Source organism: Alphaproteobacteria bacterium LSUCC0719 (assembly GCA_040839025.1).
GTDB lineage: Bacteria > Pseudomonadota > Alphaproteobacteria > Puniceispirillales > Puniceispirillaceae > UBA8309.
This window is the reverse complement of sequence record JBFPJN010000007.1, coordinates 57203-79722: the sequence shown is the minus strand read 5'-3', so window position 1 is coordinate 79722 and position 22520 is coordinate 57203. Positions and strand designations below refer to the sequence as shown.

22 protein-coding genes are annotated in these 22520 nt (G+C 59.2%); 13 read left to right on the top strand and 9 right to left on the bottom strand.

The features are described from left to right. Positions 1–80 precede the first annotated feature (80 nt). Positions 81–2345, top strand: coding sequence for an NADP-dependent malic enzyme (locus AB3X55_12305; GenBank protein ID MEX0504371.1), 2265 nt, complete (start codon positions 81–83; stop codon positions 2343–2345). 9 nt (positions 2346–2354) lie between these two features. Here the strand turns inward: AB3X55_12305 and AB3X55_12300 are convergent, their stop codons facing one another. Continuing rightward, on the bottom strand, positions 2355–3341 hold the full coding sequence (locus tag AB3X55_12300; GenBank protein MEX0504370.1) for an adenosine kinase: 987 nt from the start codon (positions 3339–3341) through the stop codon (positions 2355–2357). Between the two features lie 135 nt (positions 3342–3476). Further along, entirely contained in the window at positions 3477–3806 is a 330-nt protein-coding gene (locus tag AB3X55_12295) for a hypothetical protein (protein MEX0504369.1), read from the bottom strand. Between the two features lie 37 nt (positions 3807–3843). Between AB3X55_12295 and AB3X55_12290 the strand changes: the two genes are divergently transcribed. Next, positions 3844–4377, top strand: a complete 534-nt coding sequence (locus tag AB3X55_12290) for a hypothetical protein (GenBank protein ID MEX0504368.1) — start codon at positions 3844–3846, stop codon at positions 4375–4377. 9 nt (positions 4378–4386) lie between these two features. Here the strand turns inward: AB3X55_12290 and nth are convergent, their stop codons facing one another. Next, positions 4387–5046, bottom strand: a complete 660-nt coding sequence (nth, locus tag AB3X55_12285) for an endonuclease III (protein ID MEX0504367.1) — start codon at positions 5044–5046, stop codon at positions 4387–4389. Positions 5047–5197: 151 nt separating this feature from the next. On the opposite strand from nth, the gene AB3X55_12280 reads away from it, so the two are divergent. The 8 genes from AB3X55_12280 to AB3X55_12245 all read left to right on the top strand — a co-directional run bounded on the left by AB3X55_12280 (position 5198) and on the right by AB3X55_12245 (position 13503). Then, the gene (locus tag AB3X55_12280; GenBank protein MEX0504366.1) at positions 5198–6073 is read left to right on the top strand and encodes a ribokinase; all 876 of its coding nucleotides are present in this window, start codon (positions 5198–5200) and stop codon (positions 6071–6073) included. Positions 6074–6078: 5 nt separating this feature from the next. After that, positions 6079–7044, top strand: coding sequence for a nucleoside hydrolase (locus tag AB3X55_12275; GenBank protein MEX0504365.1), 966 nt, complete (start codon positions 6079–6081; stop codon positions 7042–7044). 24 nt (positions 7045–7068) lie between these two features. Next, positions 7069–7899, top strand: coding sequence for an isopenicillin N synthase family dioxygenase (locus AB3X55_12270; protein MEX0504364.1), 831 nt, complete (start codon positions 7069–7071; stop codon positions 7897–7899). Between the two features lie 144 nt (positions 7900–8043). Beyond that, positions 8044–9069, top strand: a complete 1026-nt coding sequence (locus AB3X55_12265) for a BMP family protein (protein ID MEX0504363.1) — start codon at positions 8044–8046, stop codon at positions 9067–9069. A 66-nt stretch (positions 9070–9135) separates the two neighbouring features. Then, positions 9136–10659, top strand: a complete 1524-nt coding sequence (locus AB3X55_12260) for an ABC transporter ATP-binding protein (GenBank protein MEX0504362.1) — start codon at positions 9136–9138, stop codon at positions 10657–10659. Continuing rightward, positions 10656–11843, top strand: coding sequence for an ABC transporter permease (locus AB3X55_12255; GenBank protein ID MEX0504361.1), 1188 nt, complete (start codon positions 10656–10658; stop codon positions 11841–11843). Before AB3X55_12260 ends, AB3X55_12255 begins: the two co-directional genes overlap by 4 nt. Continuing rightward, positions 11836–13095: an ABC transporter permease gene (locus AB3X55_12250; GenBank protein MEX0504360.1), complete on the top strand. Its 1260-nt coding sequence runs from the start codon at positions 11836–11838 to the stop codon at positions 13093–13095. Before AB3X55_12255 ends, AB3X55_12250 begins: the two co-directional genes overlap by 8 nt. 3 nt (positions 13096–13098) lie before the next feature. After that, the gene (locus tag AB3X55_12245) at positions 13099–13503 is read left to right on the top strand and encodes a cytidine deaminase (GenBank protein ID MEX0504359.1); all 405 of its coding nucleotides are present in this window, start codon (positions 13099–13101) and stop codon (positions 13501–13503) included. Between the two features lie 53 nt (positions 13504–13556). Here the strand turns inward: AB3X55_12245 and upp are convergent, their stop codons facing one another. Beyond that, positions 13557–14201 carry a uracil phosphoribosyltransferase gene (gene upp / locus AB3X55_12240; protein ID MEX0504358.1) on the bottom strand — a complete coding sequence of 215 codons (645 nt, stop codon included), beginning with the start codon at positions 14199–14201 and terminating at the stop codon, positions 13557–13559. Positions 14202–14315: 114 nt separating this feature from the next. Here upp and AB3X55_12235 point away from each other — a divergent pair, with 114 nt between their 5' ends. Beyond that, positions 14316–14897: a thymidine kinase gene (locus tag AB3X55_12235; GenBank protein MEX0504357.1), complete on the top strand. Its 582-nt coding sequence runs from the start codon at positions 14316–14318 to the stop codon at positions 14895–14897. An 8-nt stretch (positions 14898–14905) separates the two neighbouring features. Here AB3X55_12235 and dapB read toward each other — a convergent pair whose 3' ends face one another. The 4 genes from dapB to grpE all read right to left on the bottom strand — a co-directional run bounded on the left by dapB (position 14906) and on the right by grpE (position 19762). Beyond that, entirely contained in the window at positions 14906–15715 is an 810-nt protein-coding gene (dapB, locus tag AB3X55_12230) for a 4-hydroxy-tetrahydrodipicolinate reductase (GenBank protein ID MEX0504356.1), read from the bottom strand. Between the two features lie 77 nt (positions 15716–15792). Further along, positions 15793–16929, bottom strand: a complete 1137-nt coding sequence (dnaJ, locus tag AB3X55_12225) for a molecular chaperone DnaJ (protein MEX0504355.1) — start codon at positions 16927–16929, stop codon at positions 15793–15795. Positions 16930–17008: 79 nt separating this feature from the next. Next, entirely contained in the window at positions 17009–18919 is a 1911-nt protein-coding gene (gene dnaK, locus AB3X55_12220) for a molecular chaperone DnaK (GenBank protein ID MEX0504354.1), read from the bottom strand. Positions 18920–19084: 165 nt separating this feature from the next. After that, positions 19085–19762: a nucleotide exchange factor GrpE gene (gene grpE, locus AB3X55_12215; protein MEX0504353.1), complete on the bottom strand. Its 678-nt coding sequence runs from the start codon at positions 19760–19762 to the stop codon at positions 19085–19087. A gap of 262 nt (positions 19763–20024) precedes the next feature. Between grpE and AB3X55_12210 the strand changes: the two genes are divergently transcribed. Together AB3X55_12210 and AB3X55_12205 are read left to right on the top strand one after the other, a co-directional pair. Next, the gene (locus AB3X55_12210) at positions 20025–20813 is read left to right on the top strand and encodes a hypothetical protein (protein MEX0504352.1); all 789 of its coding nucleotides are present in this window, start codon (positions 20025–20027) and stop codon (positions 20811–20813) included. A gap of 83 nt (positions 20814–20896) precedes the next feature. Continuing rightward, the gene (locus tag AB3X55_12205; GenBank protein MEX0504351.1) at positions 20897–21484 is read left to right on the top strand and encodes a hypothetical protein; all 588 of its coding nucleotides are present in this window, start codon (positions 20897–20899) and stop codon (positions 21482–21484) included. Here AB3X55_12205 and hrcA read toward each other — a convergent pair. After that, positions 21448–22503 carry a heat-inducible transcriptional repressor HrcA gene (gene hrcA, locus AB3X55_12200; protein MEX0504350.1) on the bottom strand — a complete coding sequence of 352 codons (1056 nt, stop codon included), beginning with the start codon at positions 22501–22503 and terminating at the stop codon, positions 21448–21450. The two genes, AB3X55_12205 and hrcA, sit on opposite strands and share 37 nt — an antisense overlap. Positions 22504–22520 lie beyond the last annotated feature (17 nt).

Sequence of the window (22520 nt, the reverse complement as noted above, 5' to 3'; positions counted from 1 at the left end):
AAATCGCGTGTAACGCTTGGCCATTTGCTGGTAAAAGACAAAGAATAAACATCAGCCACAAAGAATAGATAACCGGTGTCATGACCAGAAAAAAGTCAAAGCTTGACCAAGAGGCCCTGAGCTTTCACGCCAATGGGCGGCCTGGCAAACTCGAAATCACGGCCACCAAGCCGCTGATGAGCCAGCACGACCTGTCGCTGGCCTATTCGCCGGGAGTGGCCGCGCCATGTCTCGCCATCGAGGCAGACCCGGACACGGCCTACGACTATACCGCCAAAGGCAACATCATTGCGGTCATTTCGAACGGCACCGCAGTTCTTGGCCTTGGTGACATTGGCGCCGCCGCGTCCAAGCCGGTGATGGAAGGCAAGGCGGTCCTGTTCAAGAAATTCGCCGATATCGACGGTATCGACCTTGAGGTGGACACCAAGGATACGGACAAGTTTGTCGAGGCCGTTGCGATGCTGGCACCAAGCTTCGGCGGCATCAACCTCGAGGACATCAAGTCGCCGGAATGTTTCATCATTGAACAGCAGCTGCGTGAACGGCTCGAGATTCCGGTGTTTCATGATGACCAGCATGGAACGGCCATCATCGCCGCTGCGGGGCTGATCAACGCGCTTCACATTACCGGGCGCGACATGAAGGACATCAAGGTGGTCTCGAACGGTGCCGGCGCGGCGTCGATTGCCTGCGTCGAGCTGATCAAGTCGATGGGCGTGCCGCATGAAAATGTCATACTGGTCGATCGCGCCGGCGTGATCTATCAGGGGCGCGAGGATTCCATGAACCAGTGGAAGTCGGCGCATGCTGTGCCAACCGACGCGCGGACCCTCGAAGAGGCGCTGGACGGTGCCGATGTGTTCCTGGGGCTGTCGGTGGCCGGGGCACTGAGTGCGAAAATGGTCCAGTCGATGGCCAAGCGCCCGATCATTTTCGCAATGGCCAACCCGGTTCCCGAAATCATGCCCGAGGAGGCCAAGAAGGTCCGCCCGGACGCCATCATCGCCACCGGCCGGTCCGACTATCCAAACCAGGTCAACAATGTCCTCGGCTTTCCCTATATCTTCAGGGGCGCACTGGATGTCCGGGCCAGCAAGATCAACGAAGAGATGAAGATCGCTGCCGCCGAGGCGATTGCCTTTCTGGCCCGCGAGGACGTTCCCGACGCCGTCGCCGAGGCCTATGGCGGACAGATGCTGCAATATGGTGATGACTATATCATCCCGGCCCCGTTCGATCCGCGGCTGATCTCGGCCGTATCCTCGGCCGTCGCCGAAGCCGCGATGAAAACCGGCGTAGCGCGCAAGCCGATCAAGGATCTGGCGAAATATCGCCGCGAGCTGTCGGCCAGGATTGACCCCACCGCATCGACATTGCAGGTCATCTTCGACCGCATCAGCGCCAATCGCAAAAGGGTCGTCTTTGCCGAGGGTGAGGAGGAAAAGGTGATCCGCGCGGCGCTGGCATTTCGCAATGCCGGCTATGGCGACCCGATCCTTGTCGGGCGCGAACATCGGATCCGCGAGACCATCGAACGTCTTGGTCTGGAAGGTGCCGAGGACCTGCCGATCACCAATGCCAAGGTGTCGGACCATAATGAGGACTATATCGATTTCCTCTATGAAAAGCTGCAACGCAAGGGCGCGCTTCGCCGCGACTGTCAGCGCATGGTCAATCTCGACCGCAACGTCTTCTGTGCCTGTATGGTGCTGAAAGGCCATGCCGACGCGATGGTGACCGGGGTGACCCGGTCCTTCAAGCCAAGCTTTGATCACGTCACGCGGGTGATTTCCCCGCGGGAGGGCAAGACCTATCTGGCAACCTCGATGATCGTATCGCGGGGCCGGACGGTGTTCATTGGCGATGTGTCGGTTCATGAACGTCCGGACGGCGAGAAGATCGCCGACATTGCCGAGGCCATTGCCGCCAAGGCCCGGCAGATGGGACACACGCCGCGGGTCGCCGTGCTGTCCTTTACCACATTCGGCAATCCGGCATCCGACATCACCGTCGAAGCCCGCCGCGCCATCGAGATTCTCGACCAGCGGAACCCTGATTTCGAATATGATGGCGAGATGTCAGCCGATGTCGCGCTCGATTACGAGCTGATGAAGCAACGCTATCCGTTTTGCCGCCTGTCGGGACCGGCAAACATTCTGGTGATGCCGGGGCTGCATTCGGCCAATATTTCTTTCGAGCTGATCCAGAACCTGACCGAAGGGTCTGTCATCGGCCCCATCATGCTTGGCGCGGAAAAACCTTTCCATATCGTGCAGATGGGTGCGTCGGTGAACGACCTTGTTCAGGCGGCAGCGCTGGCAGCCTATGAAGCGCTGCGCTGAGCCGGTCTCCTAGAGGCCGTCGGCCTTTACCAGCGCGGCAAGATCCGATTCTGGACGTGCCCCGACATGCGATATCACCTCGCCGGCAGCAAGGCTGGCGATGATACCCGATTCGCGTGCGTTGCGCCCGTTGGTGCGACCATAGAGATACCCGGCTGCAAACAGATCGCCGGCACCGGTGCTGTCGACAACCGGACCCTGCGGGCGGGCCGGAAAATCATGACGGTCACCGGCATGGCCGACAAAGGCACCATTCGCGCCGCGTGTGATAACCGCCTCGTCGACCTGACCGCACAGAACATCCATCGCCGTTCCGATGGGGCTGTCGCACAGGCTGGCCGCCTCGTCTTCATTGGCGAACAGAATATCGACATGGTCATGGACAAATCTGGCCAAAGCCTCGCGATGGCGTTCGGCACACCACGGATCCGAGAGCGACAGTGAAACGCGAACGTCATGACGTGCGGCAAGCGCCGCCGCATGGGCAAAGATCGCCGGTCCGGCAGGGGCATCGAAAAGATAGCCCTCAAGATAGATGACCTTGGCCGCCTCGACATCTTCGGGGCGAATGTCATCCGGTTCGAATTCAATGCAGGCGCCAAGATAGGTGTTCATCGACCGTGTGGCGTCATCAGACACCAGAATGATCGAAGACGCTGTCGGTGACCCGTTCGGCTGGGGTGAGGCGCCAAAGGCAACGCCCGCATCATGAATGTCACGGATGAAACCATGACCAAGCTCGTCATCATGGACCCGCCCGGAAAATCCGGCCGTGCCGCCAAGCGCGACAATCCCGACCGCGGTGTTGGCGGCCGATCCACCGGAGATTTTCCGGGGATCGTCAATGGCCGCATAAAGTGCTGCCGATTGCGCAGAATCGACCAGATTCATCATCCCCTTGCCGATATTGTGGCTGGCAAGAAACGCATCATCACAGGACGCAAATATATCGACAATGGCATTGCCGACAGCAAGAACATCAATTCGCGATGACATGGAAATCCTCAATGGGTGTGACAGGACGCAGCGCCAGATGATGTAGAGGCTCGCCGGTGATGAGGCAAGGACAAAGACAGGGGAGCGGCGAAGCGCTGCCTGCGAAAGTGATTTGCCCTTGCGCCACCGGCTGGTCTAAGGTGCCGGGCGAAATCCATAACCCCGGTGTGTGTGTTCTGTCATGCGGTTTGCCTTTTTGATCCCGGCCATCACGGCAATTGGCATAACCGGTTGCCAGGTGCCGCCAGCTGTCACAGGTGCCCCGTCTACAACACCGGCCACAAAACCAGCTCCAACGCCAGCCGCACCGGTTGCCACATCGACCGTCACACCAATTGTCACACCAGCCGTTACACCGGCCCCGCCGACACCCGTCACACCAGCACCCATTACGCCAGCGCCTGTCTCACCTGCGCCTGTCTCACCTGCGCCTGTCTCTCCAGCCGCGCCGGAGTCCAGCGACACCTCTTCAGATGTCGGTCAGGCTGCCGGCAGCACGGACGTGCCGGACACCGATATCAATGCCATCGTTCAGGATATGGACAAAACCTTGGCGGCAGACGAGGTGTCTTCGCGTACACCGGAACCCCCGGCAGATGACAGTCCAGAGGCGATATCACCGCAGATCGTGATCCAGGGTGCGACAGACACCAGCCCGGCTGAGCCGATTGACCCTGACGCCGGGGTGAAAGACAGCACAGCCCCGGCAACAACCGAACTTGCCCTTGCCGCACCACCACCACCACCGCCGCCGCCGCCACCGCCGCCGCCACCGGAACTGGCACCGCAGGATCTGGTCGGCCTCGACATGTCGGTGCTGCGGCAACGTCTTGGCGATGCCGATTTCACACGCCGCGAGGGCGCCGTCGAAACCTGGCAATACAGATTCCGGTCATGTGTGGTTGATTACTTTCTCTATGCCGGAACAGCGGGTCCGGCAGTCCGCAGCTGGGCCTGGCGATCCCCTGTCATTGGCGGCGGTCTTGATGCCACCGCTTGTCGCCGGGAACTTGCCGGGCGTGACCGCTCCAGCTGATCGCGACAGCTAGTCTGCCGCCGGGGTCTTGTCCTTGTAATTGCAGAATTCGGCGATGCTACAGCGCCAGCATTCCGGTTTGCGGGCCTTGCAGACATAGCGGCCATGCAGAATAAGCCAGTGATGCGCACCCTTTTTCCAGACTTCGGGAACCCGGCGCACAAGCTCTGCCTCGACGGCGTCAGGTGTCTTGCCCGGTGCCATGCCGGTGCGGTTGCCAACCCGAAATATGTGCGTGTCGACAGCAATGGTCGGGTGGCCAAAAGCCTCGTTCAGGACGACATTTGCGGTTTTTCTGCCAACCCCGGGAAGCGCCTCCAGCGCGCCGCGATCATCCGGGACAATGCCGCCATGGGTTTCGATGAGAATTTCCGACAGCCTGTGAACATTCTTCGCCTTGGTGTTGAATAGACCGATGGTGCGGATGTGATGGGCAATGCCGTCAACCCCAAGATCGACCATCGCCTGTGGCGTATTGGCAGCTGCGTATAACCCCTTTGTGGCACGGTTGACACCGACATCGGTGGCCTGTGCCGACAGCACCACCGCCACCAGCAGCGTGTAGGGATCGCGATAATCAAGCTCGGTCTTTGGTTCGGGAAGGACGGCGGCAAGGCGTTCGAAACATACCTCGATATGCGCCAGTTTCATCTTGCGGGATCGCGCCATGACAATGCTGTCTCCGTTGCCTGTCCGGGGTAAGTACCTGTCCGGGGTAAGTACCTGTCCGGGGAAAGTACCTGACCGGGGGAAAGTTCTGGACCGCCGTCAAGATTGCCCTAATGTTGTGTGAGGCGCAATTATCCGCAATGCAACGGCAATGACGGTCTTTAATCTCGGTTCGATCAATATTGATCTTGTCTATATGGTGCCGCATTTCCCGGCACCGGGGGAAACGCTGACGACACTCGATTATCAGCGCATGCTTGGTGGCAAGGGCACAAACCAGTCTATCGCGCTGGCCCGTGCTGGCGGCGAGGTGGTGCATATCGGTGCCGCCCATGCTGAAGATGGCTGGATCCGGGACGAGATGCACAAGGCCGGTGTTGATATCCGCGCTGTCCAGACATGCCAGACGGCCACCGGCCACGCAGTTGTTTCGGTATCACGCGATGGCGAGAACCAGATCCTGCTATGGCCGGGCGCCAACCACACCATCGACATGACACAGGCCATCTCCACCCTTGATCTGGCCGGGGAGGGTGACTGGGCGTTGCTTCAGAATGAAACATGTGGGGCTGATGAATTTGTTGCCGCAGCGTGCAAGCGGGGTCTGAAAATTGCCTACAGCGCGGCACCTTTTGACGCCGAAATCACCGCGCGGCTGCTGCCGCAGACCGATCTCCTGGTGGTTAATGAGGGTGAAGCCGCCGCCCTGACCGACATGCTTGGCAAGCCTGCTGCACGTGCGGGGATTCCCCATCTTGTTGTCACCAAGGGAAGCGATGGTGCCGATTATTATGGTCAAGCCGGCAGCCGCCACCAGCCAGCCTTCAAGGTATCGCCCGTCGACACCACCGGAGCCGGCGATTGCTTTTTCGGCTATCTTCTTGCCGGCATCTCGCAGGGCGAGGATATCGAATCATCACTTCGCCTCGCCAGCGCGGCGGCAGCGTTGCAGGTCACAAAGCCTGGCGCGGCGGCGGCCATGCCATCACGCGCCGCGGTTGACGAATTGCTGGAAGCGCAGGGGTAATGGGAATGACGCAACCGGCGCCGCAGAAGATCATCATCGACACCGATCCCGGCATTGACGATGCCATGGCGATCCATCAGGCCTTTGCCGATGACAGGCTCGACGTGGTCGGGCTGACAACCATTTTCGGCAATGTCACGGCCATACAGGCAACCCGCAATGCGCTGCATCTTGCTGACATGGCCGGTCATCCGGCAGCTGTTGCCGGCGGCGCGCCGGTTCCCCTGCGCCGCGCCCCGGAACCGCCTGCCGATTTTGTTCATGGACCGGAAGGGTTCGGCGGTCTGCCGGCCCCCACGCCGGGTCGGGCCGCCGACCCGCGAAGCGCGGCCGTCTTTCTGTGCGAAAGCTGCGCCGCAGCCCCGGGAGACATCATCATCTGCGCTGTCGGTCCGCTGACAAATCTGGCTGCGGCACTTGCCTATGACCCGTCTATCGCCAGACATGCCAAGCGGGTCGTTGTGATGGGTGGCAGTGTTGCCCGCCACGGCAATGTCACCGACTGTGCCGAAGCCAATATCTGGAACGATCCCGATGCTGCGGACCTTGTCTTTGCCGCCGACTGGGATGTCACCATGGTCGGGCTGGATGTCACCGAAAAGACCAGATGCTACCCGCAGGATTTCGCCGCCATTGCCGCACGATCGCCCATCATCGGCGGTTTTCTGAACGGTGCCACCGAATTCTATTTCGACTTTCACGAGGCCAAGCTTGGCGAGAGGCTGTGCTTCATGCATGATCCATCAGCCATTCTGGCGATCACCGACCAGAATCTGTTTGAATTCGAGACGATGCCGATATCGGTCATCTGCAGCGGCGCGGAGATCGGGCGCACCATCATTGGCGGGCCGGATCGCCGTGAGGTATCGGTCGCGATGCGGGTCGAGTCACAGGACGCCCGACAGCGCTTCCTGGAGATCATGGCCCGCGCCGATGAACGCGCGATGGCACGACGACGCACACCCAATTGAAGGAAACGGTCACAGGGGACTGACATGCAGGTTGAAACCGTTGATTACAGGGCGGCAGATGCTGCCGAGACTCTTGAAAGGTCACTTCGTGAAACCGGGTTTGCGGTGCTGGCAAACCACCCGATCACGCCGGAACGAATTACGGCTGTCTATGACGCATGGGGCTCGTTCTTTGATGGCGAGGACAAGGTCAACTATGCCGTCAGGCCGCCGGCCCATGACGGGTATTTCGCCTTTCGCTCGGAAAATGCCAAGGATTCGACGGTCAAGGATCTGAAAGAGTTCTTCCATGTCTATCCCGGCTGCAGGCTGCCTGAATCGCTGACCGACCTGACAAGACAGATCTATGCCGACCTTGAGACGCTTGGGCGCGAGCTTCTGGGCTGGATCGAGAGCCGGGTTCCAGCACATGTGAAGGGCTCATTGTCGATGCCGCTTGCCGACATGATGGAGGGAAGTGATCAGAGCCTGCTTCGCATCCTCCATTATCCGCCGGTCAAGGATGCCGAGCCGGGGGCAATCCGGGCCGCTGCACATGAAGACATCAATCTGATCACGCTGCTGCTGTCAGGGTCCAAACCTGGTCTGCAGGCACGCGACGCCGATGGCGGATGGCACGATATTGCGTGCGATCCAGGCATGATCACGATCAATAACGGGGACATGCTGGCGATGGCGACAGACAATTATTTTCCCTCGACGACACACCGGGTCACCAATCCCGACACCAGCCAGAATGTGTCACGCTATTCGATGCCCATGTTTCTGCATCCGCGCCCGGACGCCCCGTTGCGCCCGGACGTCACGGCGGATCAGTATCTGCAACGCAGGCTGAAGGAAATTGGCCTGAAATAGCCACTGTGCAACGCAAAGCAAATGGACTGTATCGCCAAAACAGGATAGGAATCGAATAAGGTGAACAATGCCGGCGTCCGGCATTTCATCGGTTGGAAGGCGTGGCACAGAATCACGCGCTTTACGGAAACGGGAGATAGGAACATGTTTATGAAAAAGGCTGCCTTAACTACAGGTATTGCAGCGGCGTTCATGCTTGCTTCGGCTGGCGGCGCATCTGCCTTCACCGCCTGTCAGGTGACAGATGTCGGTGGAATCGACGATTCCGGGTTCAACGAAACCGCATGGAAGGGCGTTGAGGATTCCATGAAGGCTTTTGGCATCGACGGCCGGTATCTGGAGTCCCAGTCCGAAACGGACTATGAACCGAACCTCAACGCGCTTCTTGACGCCAAATGCGACATCATCATTTCCGTTGGCTTCCTGATGGCTGACGCCACGGCCACCTCGGCCGGTGCCAACCCCAATGCAAAATTTTCGATCGTCGATATGGCCTATGACCCGACCATTCCGAATGTTCTTGGTCAGGTCTACGCAACCAATCAGGCAGCCTTCATGGCCGGCTATCTGTCGGCAGGCATGTCAAAGACCGGCGTTGTCGGCACCTTTGGTGGCATCAACATCCCGCCGGTAACCGCCTTCATGGACGGTTTCTATTATGGTGTTGCCTATCACAACAGCCAGAAGGGCACCAATGTCCAGGTTCTTGGCTGGAACCCGGAAAGCAAGGAAGGCCTGTTCACCGGCAATTTCGAGAGCCTGGATGACGGTCGTGCCTTTGCCCAGAACCTGTATGATGAAGGCGCGGATATCGTGATGCCGGTTGCCGGCCCGGTTGGCCTGGGATCGGCCGCGCTGGCGACCGAGCTTGGTGCCGAGGCGCTGAAAATCGTTGGCGTTGACGCCGATATGGAGGTCAAGGACACCAACAATCCCGGTGTGTATCTGACCTCGGTGCTGAAGCGTATGGATTCAACCGTCATGCAGGTTATCAAACAGGCCATGGACGGAAGCTTCAAAGGCGGCATGATTGTCGGCACTCTGGCCAATGACGGTGTAGGCATTGCGCCCTATCACAGCTTTGACAGCGCCGTTCCGGCAGCGCTGAAGGCCGAAGTGGAAAAGATTCGCGCTGGCATCATCGCCGGCTCGATCAACGTCGGCGGCTGATCCGTTAACATGCCCGTTGCCCCCTTGTGATCGGGGGCAGCGGGACTTTTTTGTGAGCCGGTTTTCATGGATATCGAGCTTCGCGGCATCAGCAAGAGCTTCGGTCCGGTGCGGGCCAATCAGGATATCAATCTTGATATTCGCGCTGGCGAGGTGTTGGGGTTGCTTGGTGAAAACGGGGCCGGCAAATCGACCCTGATGAATATTCTGTCCGGGCTGTACAGCGCGGATTCCGGCGATATTCTCATTGACGGACAACCGGTGGTCTTTACCGGGCCGGGCGACAGCATCGCCAGTGGCATCGGCATGGTGCATCAGCATTTCATGCTGGTACCCGTCTTCAGTGTTGTCGAGAACGTCATTCTCGGCGTGGAACCGACAGCCGCTGCCGACTTTCTGGATCTTGACGCCGCGCGTGCGCAGGTGCAGGACATCAACACCCGGTACGGCATGGAGGTGCCAACCGACGCGCGGATCGAGGATTTGCCTGTCGGCATCCAGCAACGGGTGGAAATCCTGAAAGTTCTCTTCAGATCGGCGGATGTGCTGATCCTTGATGAACCGACAGCCGTGCTGACACCGCAGGAGGTGGAGGAATTCTTCACCATCGTGCGGGCGCTTCGCGATGCCGGCAAGGGCATTGTCTTCATCACCCACAAGCTGCACGAGATTCTTGAAATTGCCGACAGGGTCAGCGTTCTGCGTCAGGGGCAAATTGTCGGGCATGGCGACCCTGCCACCTTTTCCGAGGCCGACCTTGCCGAGATGATGGTCGGAAGGCCCGTCAGCTTTTCGGTTGAGCGCGCCGAAACCACACCGGGGGACGCTGTGCTGACTCTTGCCGGGGTCGGCATTTTCGATCACAGCCAGGATGCCAGGCTTGTCGATATCGACATGACGGTGCATGGCGGCGAGGTTGTCGGCATTGCCGGTGTTCAGGGAAATGGCCAGACCGAGCTTGTCGAGGCGATTACCGGCCTGTCCTCCGTGACCACCGGCGACATCGACTTTGCCGGACAGAACATCACCCGTGCCAGCGTTCGCCAGCGCCACAGGATGGGAATCGCGCATATTCCCGAGGACCGCCACAAATCGGGAATGGTCGGCAATTTCACCGTCGCCGAAAATATGGTGCTGAACAGCTATTATGATGAAAGCGTCACTTCGGGCGTACAGATCGACTGGCGCCGGGTCCATGCCCGCGCCGCCAGTGCCTGTCTGACCTATGATGTCCGCACGCCAAGTGTGTTTCTTGGCGCTGGCAGCCTGTCGGGTGGCAATCAGCAGAAGATGGTGGTGGCACGGGAACTGGAGCGTGATGTGAAGCTGATTGTCGCCTCGCAGCCGACCCGGGGCGTCGATGTCGGGTCGATCGAATATATCCACCAACAGCTCATCGCCTGTCGTGACCGTGGCAATGCGGTATTGATCATTTCCTCGGAACTTGACGAGATCCTCGACCTGTCGGACCGCATCTATGTGATGTTCGAAGGCCGGATTGCGGCCGAGTTCGATAATCGTGGCGGCGGTGCCGACCGCAACGCCATCGGGCTTGCCATGGCCGGTGTGCGGCAGGGGGACGCCGCATGACCACCGGCAAACAATCATCCAGATCGCCAGTTGCACAGCAGCCGCTGTCACAGGATATGTCAGCCGAGATGAAGGCGCTTCTTGCGCCAACCATCAACAGCCGGTCATCCTGGCGCGAGCTGTTTATCCTGCCACTTGCGGCGATGTTCCTGGCGATGCTGATCGGTGCCCTGATCATGATGGCGACATCGGTCGCGCCGACAACAATCCTGCAGAGCTTTATCGCCATGGCGGATGGGTCTGTCGGGTCACTTCATGCAATTTCGGAAACACTGACCGCGGCGACACCGCTGGTCATGGCGGGGTTGGGTATCGGTCTGGCGTTCCGGGCCGGGCTGTTCAATATCGGGGCCGAAGGTCAGATGATCGTCGGCGGCCTGGCAACCGCCATTGTCAGTTTTTCGATTACCGGTCTGCCGATCTGGCTTCATCTGCCACTTGTGCTGATGGTCGGACTTGCCATCGGCGCGATCTATGCCGCCATTGCCGGGTTGCTGAAAGCGGCGACGGGCGCGCATGAGGTCATCTCGACAATCATGCTCAACCTGATCGCCATTCGCCTTCTGGACTACATGCTTCGGCAGCCCTTTATCCAGAAGGAAGGCCGCTCCGACCCGATTTCAAAGGCCGTCCTCGACACCGCCACATTGCCCCGCATACTGGAATTTCTGGATGGTAACCTGCGGCTTCATGGTGGGATTTTCATCATGCTGGCGGCGGTGGCCGTCATCTACTGGCTGCTGTTCCGCTCGAAACTCGGCTTTGCCTTTCGCATTTCTGGTGAAAATCCGGGGGCTGCCCGCTATGCGGGTATTCGGGCCGGGCTGACGGTTGTCATGGCCATGGCCATCGCCGGGGCGCTTGCCGGTCTGGCCGGCGCGACACAGGTCAGTGGTGTGCTGGGGCGGGCCACGCCGGGCTTTACCGCCGGGATCGGGTTTGACGCCATCGCGGTGGCACTTCTCGGGCGGTCGCATCCGGTCGGGATTCTTCTTGCCGGGTTGCTGTTCGGCGCGCTCGAGGCAGGTGGACGCCAGATGCAGGTCGATGCCGGTGTGTCGATCGACATGATCGGGATCATTCAGGCGCTGATCATCATTTTCGTGGCGGCACCGCTTTTGGTGCGCCGGATTTTCCCGCCCTTGTTCCGTGAACGGCGACGCGGAGCTGAACATCATGACTGACCCGCGCCCGAACAATGATGGAACAGTCCGGCTGGTCGACTGGCGCGCCTATGTATCGGGGGGTGTGCTGATCGCACTGGCGCTGATTGTTGCCCTTCTTCTCGACACGCCGTGGGATGCTGTCTCAACCTTCCGCATTTCACGGCCACGGGATGTATGGGCGGTTGGCAACCTGACGGTGCCGAGCCAGTGGTTCAATGTCGTTGCATCGATACTGCTGGCCTTTCTCGGGACAAGGCTGTTCCTCAAGGGTGGCGGCAAATGGACAGCACTGGCGCTTGGCATGGGGCTGCTTGTTCTGGTCATCGCCTTTCTTGTCTGGGCGACTGCCGGCAAGGCCATTTCGCTGACAGGCATGTTGCAGGCCACCCTTGTCCGCGCGGTACCGATCGCGCTGGCCGCGCTTGGCGGGATCCTGTGTGAACGGGTTGGCGTGATCAATATCGCCATTGAGGGCATGCTTCTTGCCGGCGCGTTCACCGGTGCGCTGTTCGGATCTTTGATGGGGGGCTGGGCCGGCATCATCTGCGCTGTCATCACAGGCGGCATGTTCGGTCTGCTGCTGGCGGCGCTGGTGATCACCTATCGGGTTGACCAGATCATCGCCGGTGTGGTGATCAATCTGTTCGTGCTTGGCCTGACATCCTATGTCTCAAGTCAGGTATTTTCCGAATATCGCTGGCTCAACAAGGCGTCCCCCTTCCGGTCCTTCAAGATCCCGGTGCTTGGTGACATTCCGCTTGTCGGGCCGGTTTTTTTCAACCAGAACCTGTTTGTCTATGGCGCGCTGATCCTGGTAACGCTGTCGACCTATTATCTTTTCCACACCCGGCACGGATTGCGGGCGCGGGCAGTTGGCGAACATCCCCGTGCCGCCGACACTCTGGGGATCAACGTCATCAAGACGCGTTATGCGCACGTTATCATGGCCGGCATGGTCGCAGGATTTGGCGGTGCCTGGTTCACCCTTGGTTCGGTCGGCAGGTTTGACGAGAACATGACCTTTGGGCGGGGCTTCATTGGCCTGGCGGCGATGATTTTCGGGCGCTGGCATCCGCTTGGCGCGCTGGCGGCGGCACTGGTCTTCGGGTTTGCCGATTCGCTGCAACAGAAACTGTCGATCCTGAACACGCCAATCCCGTCGGAGTTCCTGTCAATGGCGCCCTATATCGCGACTATCGTTGTCGTTGCCGGTCTTGTCGGCAAGGCGCGCCCGCCTGCCGCAATCGGCAAACCCTATGTCAAGGAATAGCCGATGCAGAATGAAACACAGCTGATGGATGTCGCCATCAAGGCGATGGGGCGGGCCTATGCCCCCTATTCCCAATTCCCGGTGGGGGCAGCCATTCTTGATGAGTCCGGCACCATTCATGCCGGGGCGAATATCGAGAATGCCGCCTATCCGGTTGGCAATTGCGCCGAAGCAAGCGCCATTGCCGCAATGGTGATCGCGGGTGGTAATCGAATTGCGATGATCGCAGTGGCTGGTGGTGACGGCAATCTGCTATGCACACCCTGCGGGGCCTGCCGCCAACGCATTCGCGAATTCGGCGCGGCAGACACACCGGTCCTTGTTGGAGGACCGGACGGATTACAGCGGCGATTCACCCTTGGCGAATTATTGCCGGAAAGCTTTGGGCCGGAAAATCTGGCCGATTAGGACTGTGTGCCGGCCTGTGGTCAGCCAGTTCTGTGGTCAGCCCGTTCTGTGGATCAGCCGGTACCGTAAATCCTGTCACCGGCATCACCAAGACCCGGCATGATATAGCAGGAGTCATTCAGCTCCCTGTCGAGCGCGGCGGTGACAATCGGCACATCGGGATGCGCGTCGTGAAGAGCCTTCACGCCTTCCGGTGCCGCCACCAGGCACGCAAACACAATATCCTGAACACCGATCTTGCGAAGCGTATCCAGCGCCATCACCGCACTGCCACCGGTGGCAAGCATCGGGTCGCCGAGGATGACCTGCCGCTGGATGATGTCGCTTGGCAGGCTGTTGTAATAGGACACCGGCGCCATCGTGTCATGATCACGATACAGCCCGAGATGACCGACGCTGGCTTCGGGACAGACCTGACTGAATCCGTCGATCAGACCATTTCCAGCCCGCAGGATCGACACAAGACACGGATAGGGTGGCAGCATCGCCTGTGCGCTTGTCATCTCCAATGGGGTCTGGATGTCGACGCTGCTTGTTTTCAGTGCGGCAAAGGCCGGATAGGCAAGAAGCCATGACAATTCATGAAGCGTCTGCCGAAAGCGATGTGACGGGCTGGTGTGATCCCGGAGTATCGAAAGCTTGTGATCAACGAGCGGGTGATCCATCACCGTCAGATTGGGTTGCCTCGACGCATTCATAAAGCTGTGCTCCTTCGGATACTGTCTTACGACATTACCCATAAAGCTTTGCTTTTTCCATTCACAAAAGCCGCGCCCGGCGGCAGTATGACCAGCCGTTTCACGAGGGTTTCGATGGCCAAGCTTTATTTTTCCTATGCCGCGATGAATGCCGGCAAATCAACCATCCTGCTGCAGGCGTCCCACAATTACCGCGAACGGGGGATGAACACCTTGCTTCTGACGGCGCGGCTGGATGATCGTGTTGGCGAGGGCAGGATCGGATCGCGGATCGGCATCGAATCGGCGGCATATGTATTTGATGGCGACACCGACATGACCGCTCTGGTCGCGGCGGAAAATATGGCCGCCCCTCTTGCCTGTGTATTCATCGACGAGGCGCAGTTCCTGACCGACACACAGGTCTGGCAGTTGGCGGGAATTGCCGACAATATGGGCATTCCGGTCATGTGCTACGGGCTTCGCACCGATTTTCAGGGCAACATGTTTCCCGGTAGTGCGCGCCTTCTTGCCATCGCGGATGTATTGCGGGAGATCCGCACCATCTGCCACTGCGGACGCAAGGCGACCATGGTTGTCAGACAGGATGATGAAGGCCGGGTAATCCGCGAGGGCGCACAGGTCGAGATTGGCGGTAATGAGCGTTATATTTCGCTGTGCCGCCGCCACTGGGTAGAAACCATGGCCGGCGACTGAGCCGTGGCCTAGCCGGCCAGTACGTCATTCATGTCATAGAAACCGGCCGAAGCGGCAGCCGCAAAACGCGCCGCACGCAGCGCGCCGCGCGCAAAAATGGCGCGATCGGTCGCTTTATGCGAGATTTCGACACGTTCTGAATCACCAAAGAATATCACTGAATGTTCTCCGGTGACATCTCCGCCCCGAAGCACCGCAAACCCGATATCGCCCGGAGTGCGCGCACCTGTCTGGCCTTTACGAACCATATCGGACACGGAATCAAGACTGACTCCGCGCCCGCGGGCCGCCGCCTCGCCAAGTGCCAGCGCGGTACCGGACGGGGCGTCAACCTTGTGGTGGTGATGCGCTTCAAGGATTTCGATGTCCCAGCCATCAACCAGCTGCGATGCCACCTGTTCAACAAGCTTTGCCAGCAAGGTGACGCCTATCGAGGTGTTCGCACAGTAAACAAGTGGAATGGATTTGGCCGAATCCGCCAGCGCGGCTTCATCATCTTCGGCAAGGCCCGTGGTACCGACAACCATCGCGCAGCCATGACGGGTCGCCATGTCGGCATGTGCAACACTGGCCGCCGGGCTGGAAAAATCGATCAGCACATCGGCCCCGACAAGATCTTCGGGATTGTCTGAAATCAGAACGCCATTTGTCCCGGTACCGGCAAGCAAGCCGCTATCCTGGCCAATCGCCTCACAGCCGGTGCGGTCTGTCGCGGCAACAAGCTCAAGGTCCGGCGCGGCGGTGATTTCGCGAATCAGCATACGGCCCATACGGCCGGCTGCACCCGGTATACCAATCTTGATCATTGGGGATGTCATCTATGCGGCCCTCCTCGCCGAATGCGGCGAGACTATAAAGCTGTTGTCGGCAGGGCAAGATGAAATCGGTATTGCGGCTAGCTGTCGTCGGCCCAGATCCGGCGAGCCCGCTTCAGAAAGCTGTCAGTCTCCGGGCTGGTATCTCCAGCCTCGCTGAATTGCTTGAGAAGCTCTTTCTGCTTCTTTGTCAGGTTGGTTGGCGTTTCAACCTGAACCTCGACAATCTGGTCGCCGCGGGTATTGCGGCGCAACACCGGCATACCCTTGCCACGCATGCGGAACCGGCGTCCCGACTGCGTTCCGGAGTCAATCGTCAGCCGTGCCATCCGGCCTTCGACCGTCGGTACGTCAATGCTGCCACCAAGTGCCGCTGTTGTCATCGGTACGGGGATACGGGTCAGGATGTCGGCCCCATCACGAACCAGGATCGGATGCGGGTCGACCGAAATGAAGATGTAGAGATCACCGGGAGGTCCGCCCCGGAACCCGGCCTCGCCCTTGCCGGACAGGCGAATCCGGTTGCCACTGTCAACGCCGGCAGGCACCGAAACCGACAGCACCTTGCTTTGCCGCACCCTGCCTTCGCCGCCGCAGCCGCCACACGGGTCCGATATCATCTGGCCCATTCCCTGACAGCTGTGGCAGGTGCGTTCGACAGCAAAGAATCCCTGCTGCGCGCGGATTCGGCCACTGCCACCGCAGGTGCCGCAATTTTGGGGTTGGGCGCCGGCTGCGGAACCGGTGCCGTTGCAGTCATCACAGCCTACCGGAACCGTTACGTTGATATCGCGCTGAACGCCTGAAAACGCCTCTTCAAGAGAGATGTTCATATCATGGCGAAGGTCGTTCCCGCCACGATCTGGCTGTGCGCCACCGGCACCACGCGAAAATTCGGAAAACATCTGGTCGAAAATGTCGGCAAAACCGCCACCACCAAAACCGCCGCCGCCGCCAAACCCACCAGCGCCGAAGCCGCCGGCACCCGCATTGTCAAACGCGGCATGGCCCATCCGGTCATAGGCGGCGCGCTTTTGCGGATCCTTGAGAACTTCATAGGCTTCGGTTGCTTCGCGAAAGCGCTCTGCCGCCGCCTCGTCATCCGGATTCCGGTCCGGGTGGTTCTTCATCGCCAGTTTGCGATAGGCAGATTTCAGCGCGGATCCATCTGCGTCCTTGGACACGCCGAGAACATCATAGAAATCACGCTTGCTCATGATTTTGCCACCAGACTGACCAATGGGAAACCGCGGGGGACGATGGCATCACCGTCCCCGCGCATCCTGGTTTGAAGGGTTATTTCTTGTCGCCGGCCGCCGCATCGCCGTCGACTTCTTCGAATTCGGCGTCAACGACGGTTTCCCCGTCATCGGCATTGCTGCCCTCGGCATCGGTTGCGGGCTGTTCCGCCTGATAGGCAGCCTCACCCATCTTCATCATCGATTGCGACAGCTCTGCCGATTTGGCGGCAATTGCCTCGACATCATCACCTTCAAGCGATTCCTTCAAAGCGGCGATTCCAGCCTCGACCTCGGCCTTTGCCGCCGGGTCGGCCTTGTCGCCAAGATCCGCAATGGCCTTTTCAGCACCATGGACAAGGGCTTCACCCTGATTCCGTTTTTCAACGGCATCACGGCGCTTCTTGTCCTCTTCGGCGTTGGCTTCGGCCTCGCTGACCATCCGGTCAATCTCGCTGTCGTCAAGACCACCGGATGCCTGGATGCGAATCTCCTGCTCCTTGCCCGTCGCCTTGTCCTTGGCACTGACCTTGACGATGCCGTTGGCATCGATATCGAACGTCACCTCGATCTGCGGTACGCCGCGCGGTGCCGGTGCAATACCTTCCAGATTGAACTGGCCGAGATGCTTGTTGTCAGACGCCATTTCCCGTTCGCCCTGATAGACCGAGATGGTCACCGCCGACTGATTGTCATCAGCGGTCGAAAAGACCTGGCCCTTCTTTGTCGGGATGGTCGTATTACGGTCGATCAGGCGCGTGAAGACGCCGCCAAGCGTTTCAATGCCAAGCGACAATGGCGTGACATCAAGCAGAAGAACGTCTTTCACGTCGCCGGTCAGGACACCTGCCTGAATGGCGGCGCCCGAGGCCACGACCTCGTCAGGGTTCACACCCCGATGTGGCTCGGCACCAAAGAACGATTTCACCGTTTCGATGATCTTTGGCATCCGGGTCATACCGCCAACGAGAATCACCTCATCGATTTCGCTTGGCTTCACGCCGGCATCCTTCAGCGCCGCCTCACACGGCTTGATGGTGCGCTGTACCAGTGTTTCGACAAGCTGTTCCAGCTTGGCACGTGTCAGCTTCACATTCAGGTGTTTCGGGCCTGTTGCATCCGCCGTGATAAAGGGCAGGTTGACATCTGTCTGCACGGCTGAGGACAGTTCGATCTTTGCCTTCTCGGCTGCTTCTTTCAGACGCTGCAGAGCCAGCTTGTCCTTGCGCAGGTCGATGCCTTCGCTCGATTTGAATTCATCGGCAAGATATTGGATGATCTGATGGTCGAAATCCTCACCGCCAAGGAACGTATCACCGTTCGTCGACTTCACCTCGAACACGCCGTCACCGACTTCGAGGATCGACACATCGAATGTGCCGCCACCAAGGTCATAGACAACAATCAGGCCGGATTCGCGCCGGTCGAGCCCATAGGCAAGTGCCGCCGCGGTCGGCTCGTTGATGATGCGCAGAACCTCAAGTCCGGCGATCTTGCCGGCATCCTTGGTTGCCTGACGCTGTGAGTCGTTGAAATAGGCGGGAACCGTGATGACAGCCTGGGTGACGGTTTCACCAAGAAATGCCTCGGCATCCTCTTTCAGCTTGCGAAGCGTGAAGCCGGAAATCTGGCTTGGCGAATATTCCTCGCCATCGACCTTGACCCAGGCATCACCATTTTTCGCATTGGTGATTTCATAGGGTACAAGTTCGGTGAATTTCTTTGTCGCCGCGTCATCATGCCGACGCCCGATCAAACGCTTGATCGCGAACAGGGTTTTTTCCGGATTGGTGACGGCCTGGCGCTTTGCCGCCTGGCCAACAAGCCTTTCGCCATCATCGGCGAAGGCCACCATTGACGGCGTTGTGCGGGCACCCTCGGCGTTTTCAATAACGCGGGCGTCCTTGCCATCCATTACCGCGACGCATGAATTTGTCGTTCCAAGGTCGATCCCAATAACTTTCCCCATGACAAGCTCCTTTCTGATTCACCAGATCCATAACTGACACCCTGGTGACATTCTGGCATTTCGTCCTGTAGCGCCCTTGGCACCGCGCAGGCAGGTCATGCTCTTGCTGTTGTTGAATTACACCGTCCATATAGGACGCACTTTTGCGGTTGCAAGTGGGATCACTCAACCATCATCCGCAGGTGTTTCGGCATCGGGGGCGGGGTCTGCGGCCTTGGCAACGCCCACCATCGCCGGACGAAGCAGCCTGTCATGCAGCACATATCCATGCTGTACCACCTCGACAACGGTGCCGGGCGGTTGATCGGCAGTGGGCATCTCGAACATCGCCTGATGCAGATTATAGTCAAATTTCTCGCCAAGAGGGCTGATCTGCCTGATCCCGTGTCGTTCCATAGTGCCCTGGATTTCCGTCCAGCTCATCTCAAGGCCGGTGATCAGGGCGGCAACGGACTCGCTGGCGGCCTCGTCATCAGCTTTCGGGGCCGCATCGATGGCGCGCGCCAGATTGTCGATGGCGCCAACCAGATCACGCGCAAAGCCGGTATGGCTGTACTTGCGGGCTGTTTCAAGTTCACGTTCGGTGCGGCGGCGCATATTCTCGACATCGGCAAGGGCGCGAAGAAGCTGATCCTTCAATGAATCACGCTCCGCCATCAAAGCGTCGAATGTATCATCCTGCCCCGGCGCATCGGCACCATCTTGCGGCACCTCACCATCCTGCGACGACGATTCGCCTTCCGCAGCCATGTCCGCGGATGCCTGTTCGGGGTCCGGGTTTGCGTTCAGATCATCTTCAGGGGCGGCATCAACCGCCGCGTCCTTTTTCTTGTCAGCCATCATTCATCCTTCATGTCTGCCGGCGCCAGCCAGGCATTTCATCCTTTGCATAGCGTTATTTAGGTCCATTTGTGACACCAGCCAAGGGCAAGGGCACCGGAATCTTCACAATCGGCATGGAAGTTGCGTGATACCCGGCAATCAACCGGACCCGAACCGGCGTGATCCATGGCCGGCAGGTCATGTTGTCGGCAGAAATTGAATATGCGACACTTACCACCAAGGCGGCGGCTGGACCCACCGCCGCGAAGACAGGGCAAAGCCGATGGCAACAGTCAGACAATCAATCACAGCGCTGTATGAACAGTCGCGGAAATCCGCCACCGAAGGGCAGCCGATGTTTGCCGTGATCGAATCCGCCAGCGCGGCATCAACCGGTCCGGCATCTCACGATGATCGGAACGATGATGATGGACGCGCCGAAGCCGCGATGATGGAGCCCACACCCACCGCCGGGGATGCACCGTCGATAGCCCGCCGTTTCGATGAGCTGCGTGAACTTGCCGACCGCGAGGCTGGCGACACCGGCGTCGCAGAATACAATCCCTCGAACAGTGGTATCTTGGACAGCGTCATCCCGATGTCCGACCAGCCATTGCCAAGCGAGCCGCCGGCGCCAGCCAGCGGCGATACACTGTCCGAGCTTGATGTGGCCAACATTCAGCAGCTTGTGCAGCAGGCCTGGGAGGATGAGCCTGCTCTTGCCGCTTTGAAGGCCAAGGCAGACCATGACGCCGAACCAGAGATGGGCGGCCAGCCTGAAGGCAGCGATCAGCCTGAAAACGTCGCGGATCCGCATCACGACATTGATGCCGCGATGGAGGAGATTGCCGCTGCCGTTGTAAAGTCCGGCACCATCACACCATCTGTCGATCTTCCCGCCATCAAGGCCGAGCTTGTGGCCGCGATGCGGGCTGAATTGCAGGACGTGCTGGCAGCCGATCTTCGCCCGATGATCAAGGCCGCCATCGCCGAAGCCATGCAGGATCTTCCTGCGAAACAGCCAAAAACACGCACCAGAAAGACAATGGCGAAGAAGAAAACCGACGGGTGATCCGCCGCCTGGATAAGGTCCAGACCGGATTTTTTTCACGTTGCTAACGATTTCTTAGTCACTTTCGCGGCACAAAGGACAGGATGGCACATTCCGCCGTCCAGCCAACGGGGCCGCGATTTCAGATGCAGCTTGAATGCTCGATTTGCCGAAATGACCTTGTGGTGCCAGACAGGCTTCGACGTTATTACGACATGCCGGTGCGATGTTGGACATGCCGCAGCGTCTTTACGGTGACGCGGTCCACCCCCGATCATGATCCCACCCCCGATGATGATGCTGGCGGCATACAGGCTGGCGGACAGCGTCTCGACAGATCGATCTCGGCGCGGCACCGTCACCATATGATCGCCTGTCAACATTGCGGTACAGAGCTGCGTGTACCGGGCCGGAAGCGGTCAAAACCGGATAGCGAAGGGCTGACACTCACGTGCCCGCATTGCCTGGCCACATTTTGCCATCACAGCATCGGCACCTGGGAGATTCTTGACAGGCTGACCATTGCGCTGGTGGCCGCCCTCATTTTTGGTGGCGGCCTGTTATGGGCTGAATATGAAGGCCTTGTCGAGCTTCACAATCTTGGAAATGGCACTTGGCTGGCGGCACTTCACCAGATGATTGCCGGTCTGCTGGCTCAGCTCAGTACAGCGGCAATGGCGCGGCTGGTATAATCGACCATCGGGATGATTCTGGCATAGTTCATATGGCGTGGCCCCAATACACCGATCGCACCGATAACGTTCTTTTCGGCGTTGTGATAGGGGGCGATGACAAGTGAACAGCCGGTATTCACAAACATTCTGTGTTCGGCACCGATGAAGATCTTCACCCCGTCACCGCCACTTGTCGCCTCAAGAAGGCGGAGCGCATTTTCGCGGGCCTCAAGCTCTGAAAACAGCTGTCTGATGGTATCAAGATCTTCACCAGCCTCGATATCCTCGAGAAGGTTTGCCTGGCCCCGCATCACCAATACGGCCTCTTCGGTTTCATCACCCTCGGTCCACAGGCCGACACCAGCCTCGACAAGCTCGCGCGACACCTCGTCAAGCTCGGCTCGATGCGCCTCGATTTCCGAGCGGATCAGACCCGTGGCAGCATGCAGATCGCGCCCCGAGAGACGCGCGTTCATATAGTTGCTGGCCCGCACCATTGCCGATTGCGGTACCCCGGCAGGCAGATCGATCAGGCGGTTTTCGACGCGGCCATCCATCCGCACCAGCACGGCAAGTGCCCGATTTTCGCCAAGCGGTACAAATTCGAAATGCTGCAGCTCGGCATTACTCTTTGGCGACAGGACCAGACTGGCACAGCGCGACAGGCCGGACAGTGTACGGGTCGTCTTTTCAAGAAGATCATCGACGGAGATGCCGCGTATGGCACATTCGCCATCGATGGACAGCCTGTCTTCATCCGTCAGATCGGAATTATATTCCATCAGACCGTCGACAAACATCCGAAGACCGGTTTCGGTCGGCACCCGGCCAGCCGAAATATGGGGGGAAAACAACAGTCCGGCCGCCTCGAGGTCACTCATGTTGCTGCGGATCGAGGCCGGTGACAGATCAAGCCGCAGGCGCTGTGCCAGCGTCTTGGACCCGATTGGCTGGCCGGATTCAAGATAGGCGGCGACAAGCGCGTTAAATATTTCAATAGCCCGTGGTTTCAGGCCGAGAAGGGTGGCGTCGTTCATCTTTCCAGCTTAGGGTA

Bases quoted from the DNA above. Each gene is read 5' to 3' on its own strand.
- AB3X55_12305 (MEX0504371.1), top strand. From the start codon at position 81: ATGACCAGAAAAAAGTCAAAGCTTGACCAAGAGGCCCTGAGCTTTCAC.
- AB3X55_12300 (MEX0504370.1), bottom strand. From the start codon at position 3,341: ATGTCATCGCGAATTGATGTTCTTGCTGTCGGCAATGCCATTGTCGAT.
- nth (MEX0504367.1), bottom strand. From the start codon at position 5,046: ATGGCGCGATCCCGCAAGATGAAACTGGCGCATATCGAGGTATGTTTC.
- AB3X55_12280 (MEX0504366.1), top strand. From the start codon at position 5,198: ATGACGGTCTTTAATCTCGGTTCGATCAATATTGATCTTGTCTATATG.
- AB3X55_12275 (MEX0504365.1), top strand. From the start codon at position 6,079: ATGACGCAACCGGCGCCGCAGAAGATCATCATCGACACCGATCCCGGC.
- AB3X55_12270 (MEX0504364.1), top strand. From the start codon at position 7,069: ATGCAGGTTGAAACCGTTGATTACAGGGCGGCAGATGCTGCCGAGACT.
- AB3X55_12265 (MEX0504363.1), top strand. From the start codon at position 8,044: ATGTTTATGAAAAAGGCTGCCTTAACTACAGGTATTGCAGCGGCGTTC.
- AB3X55_12260 (MEX0504362.1), top strand. From the start codon at position 9,136: ATGGATATCGAGCTTCGCGGCATCAGCAAGAGCTTCGGTCCGGTGCGG.
- AB3X55_12255 (MEX0504361.1), top strand. From the start codon at position 10,656: ATGACCACCGGCAAACAATCATCCAGATCGCCAGTTGCACAGCAGCCG.
- AB3X55_12250 (MEX0504360.1), top strand. From the start codon at position 11,836: ATGACTGACCCGCGCCCGAACAATGATGGAACAGTCCGGCTGGTCGAC.
- AB3X55_12245 (MEX0504359.1), top strand. From the start codon at position 13,099: ATGCAGAATGAAACACAGCTGATGGATGTCGCCATCAAGGCGATGGGG.
- upp (MEX0504358.1), bottom strand. From the start codon at position 14,201: ATGAATGCGTCGAGGCAACCCAATCTGACGGTGATGGATCACCCGCTC.
- AB3X55_12235 (MEX0504357.1), top strand. From the start codon at position 14,316: ATGGCCAAGCTTTATTTTTCCTATGCCGCGATGAATGCCGGCAAATCA.
- dapB (MEX0504356.1), bottom strand. From the start codon at position 15,715: ATGACATCCCCAATGATCAAGATTGGTATACCGGGTGCAGCCGGCCGT.
- dnaJ (MEX0504355.1), bottom strand. From the start codon at position 16,929: ATGAGCAAGCGTGATTTCTATGATGTTCTCGGCGTGTCCAAGGACGCA.
- dnaK (MEX0504354.1), bottom strand. From the start codon at position 18,919: ATGGGGAAAGTTATTGGGATCGACCTTGGAACGACAAATTCATGCGTC.
- grpE (MEX0504353.1), bottom strand. From the start codon at position 19,762: ATGATGGCTGACAAGAAAAAGGACGCGGCGGTTGATGCCGCCCCTGAA.
- AB3X55_12210 (MEX0504352.1), top strand. From the start codon at position 20,025: ATGGCAACAGTCAGACAATCAATCACAGCGCTGTATGAACAGTCGCGG.
- AB3X55_12205 (MEX0504351.1), top strand. From the start codon at position 20,897: ATGGCACATTCCGCCGTCCAGCCAACGGGGCCGCGATTTCAGATGCAG.
- hrcA (MEX0504350.1), bottom strand. From the start codon at position 22,503: ATGAACGACGCCACCCTTCTCGGCCTGAAACCACGGGCTATTGAAATA.